At 65.2% G+C, this 2,969-nt stretch carries 2 protein-coding genes; both read right to left on the bottom strand.

What is annotated here, in order from left to right; all coding sequences use genetic code 11:
- Positions 1-227: 227 nt before the first annotated feature.
- Positions 228-662 (bottom strand): rhodanese-like domain-containing protein, encoded by a 435-nt coding sequence (locus tag BEN49_RS25720; RefSeq protein WP_204376111.1) that lies wholly within the window; start codon positions 660-662, stop codon positions 228-230.
- A 322-nt stretch (positions 663-984) separates the two neighbouring features.
- Positions 985-2,754 (bottom strand): M4 family metallopeptidase, encoded by a 1,770-nt coding sequence (locus tag BEN49_RS13725; RefSeq protein WP_262490204.1) that lies wholly within the window; start codon positions 2,752-2,754, stop codon positions 985-987.
- Positions 2,755-2,969 lie beyond the last annotated feature (215 nt).

The raw sequence follows: 2,969 nt of genomic DNA, 5'->3' as shown, positions 1-2,969 counted from the left end.
CTGGTAGCAGTACACCCCCAGGGGCCCCAGCCCCAGCACCGACCAGAACACGTTCGGCACCGCGTTGGCCAGCGCCAGCAGCGCGGGCGGCGGCGCGGCATTTTTGCTAGTGGGCGGCATAGGCGCAAATAAAACGGGCGGGACGGGCCCCAGCCCTAAGGTACCACCCGCCGCAAAACCGCCCCAGGCAGAGCCGGCCCATTGCCGGACGGGCCAACCGGCGGCGGCTACTTCGTTAGGTCGGCGTAGCCGCCGCCGTTCACCACGCGGTGGAAACCCTGCTGGTACATGATATCGGCGGCTTTGCTGCTGCGCTTGCCCGAGCGGCAGTACAGCACGTAAGTCTGGGCGGTATCGAGCTTAGCCACTTCCTGGGCAAAATCGTCGCTGCTCACGTTGATATTGCGCGCCTGGCTCAAGTGCCCGGTTAGGAACTCGGCGGGCGTGCGCACGTCCAGCACCACCGTCGTGGGCTGGGCCAGCAGCTCCTTGGCTTTGGGCGTGTTGACGGCCGCCGTGGGGGCCCCGGGGCCGGCCCCGCCGCTGAGGCTGCGGGGGCCTCCTTGGCCGCGGGGACCGTAGCGGCGGTTTGCAGCACGGACTGGTTGCAGCTGGCAGCCAGGGCCGCCAGGAGTAGGAAAGCAATTTTTTTCATGAACCAAAGGAATAAGGAGCGGGCGCTGAAGCACCACTGCAACGCGGGCGTAACCAAGGTAACACGTCCTGGCGCGGGCGGCACCACCGGCCCCTTCCCCACCGTGCCTCCGCCCAGGCACGTCGGCCCACAGCAAACAGGGGCCCCCAGCACTGCTGGGGGCCCCTGTTGTTCATTATTGACCGGCCGTTTAGCGCTTCACGAACTTGTTGTGTAACACCTTTTAGCCATCGCTCACGGTAAGGGGCAGAGCCGCGGCTGGGGCCCTGTCGCACAAAAAAGGCTCGCCGGTTGGCGAGCCTTTTTGCTTAGGGAGTTAGCGCCAATGGCTATTGCTTGATGAAGCGCATGTGGTAGGTCTGCTGGCCGTCGCTGGCCGATACCATGTACACGCCGCTCGCCAAGCCACTGATGTTCAGCTTACCGCCCTCACTGCGGATGCCGCTCATGGCAGCGCCGCGCAAGTCCGTCACCGTTACCTGCGTAGCGGCCGCGTTGCCGGGCAACGTCAGGGTCAGCTCCGTAGAAGCCGGTACTGGGTACACACCCAGGCCTTCGGCGGCACCGGTTAGGCCGGCCACGCCAGTGGCGGTGCCCGTGCTGCCGGCGGCAATGGCGGCCGTGGTGCCGGCGCCCACCCCAACGGCGTACCACGCGTTGGTGGTGGCCGTTACTTCAGCCGAGCCGGCGCCGTAGAGGTCGGTGGCGGCCTGAATGGCGTAGGTACGGGCCTGTGGGTAGGTCGAAGAAGCCGTCATGTACACATCTTCCATGCGGAAGGTGATTTTGGCTGCTTTGTCGATGGTGATGCCGGTCACCGAGTAGGCGTTGCCCAGGTCGTTGGTGCCCGAGCCGCCCTGGCTGAGCAGGTAAAACCAGTAGTTGAGCACACCCGAATTGGTGTGCACGCCGCCGTTGTCCGACGTGCCCGTGTACCACTTCGTGCCTTTGTAGGTGTCGGGCTGGCCGTACAGGTTGGGGTTGCTCATCGAGCGCAGGGCCCCGCCGGCCTTCATAATTTCTTCGCCAATGTCCCAGGTCGACTTGCCGGTGAGGCTGTAAAGGGCCGCGGTGCGGGCCTCCACGCAGGCACCCCAGATGTCGGACAGGCCCTCGTTCATGGCCCCCGACTCGTTGGAGTAGGTCAGGTTGGCCGTTTTCTCGCACACGGCGTGGCCAATTTCGTGGCCGCACACGTCCAGCGAAGCCAGCGGCTTGAAGGTGCTGGCCCCGTCGCCGTAGGTCATCACTGAGCCGTTCCAGTAGGCATTCTCATAGCTGCGGCCGTAGTGCACGTAGCTCTTGATTTTGGCGCCCGCGTCGTCGTAGCTGTTGCGGGCGTGCACGGCCTTCCAGTAGTCGTAGGTGCTTTGGGCCCCGAAGTGCGCGTCGCCGGCCACGTTGTCGTAGGTCGAGTTATTGTATTCAGCCGCCGTCCAGTTGTTATCCGCATCAACGAAGTCCACCGCCCGGTTGTACTGCTGGCCTTTCTTCATGTTGTACGTCTCGATGCCCAGGCCGCGGGTGTATTCGCGCAGGCGGTAGCCGCCGGTGGTCGTTTCATCGGCCAGCGTACGGGTGCCGCTGTAAGCCGTGGCGAAGCTGGCCGTACCCCCGGCGTGCTTGATGATGTCGTCCTTGAGCACCACCTCGCCCGATTGCGCGTCGACGTAGATGTAGGCGCGGCTCACCGGCTCCTGGGCGTACACGTTGAACTTCCAAGCCAGCGTGAGCTTGCCTTGCTGGGCCGGGGTTTGGCTGCGCTCGTTGCGCACAATCACCAACTCGCCCTGGGGGCGGTAGGTGGCGGCGGGGTCGCTGGTTTGCTGCTTCAGGTCGGCTTCTTCGCCGGCGTCCTGCCACATGTACTTGGTGGCGCCCACGTAGCCCAGTGCCTTATCCAAGGCCCGGGCCATGCCCAGCGTGGGCGTAGTGTTCAGGCCCGTGAGCTTCTCGTAGTCACCGCTGGCGCTCTCCACCGCCCCGCCCCGGGCGTGCACCGTGTAGGCGGCGTGCTCTACCAAAATGCCCTTGTAGTACTGGGCGAACTTCTGGTGGGTGAAGCCCAGCGCGTCGGTTTCCACGCGGGTGGGCCGCAGCTGGTCGTCGGGGCCCAGGCCCAGCTGCTGGCGCAGCAGCTGCGCGCCGTCGGCGGGCCCCGGTAGGCGACTTTACCGGCGGCGGCGAATTGAATTAATTCGGGCTGGCCGTGGGGCCCAGCACTTTGTTCTGAACGTGCGGCGCGTCCTGCGCCTGCGCGGTGGCGGCAATACCCAGCGCGCTGAACAGCAACAAGGACTTGGCAGAGTAATGT

It is taken from the genome of Hymenobacter coccineus, from assembly GCF_001816125.1.
GTDB lineage: Bacteria > Bacteroidota > Bacteroidia > Cytophagales > Hymenobacteraceae > Hymenobacter > Hymenobacter coccineus.
Note: the sequence above shows the minus strand (reverse complement) of the source record. Positions and strands in the feature narration are given on the sequence as shown.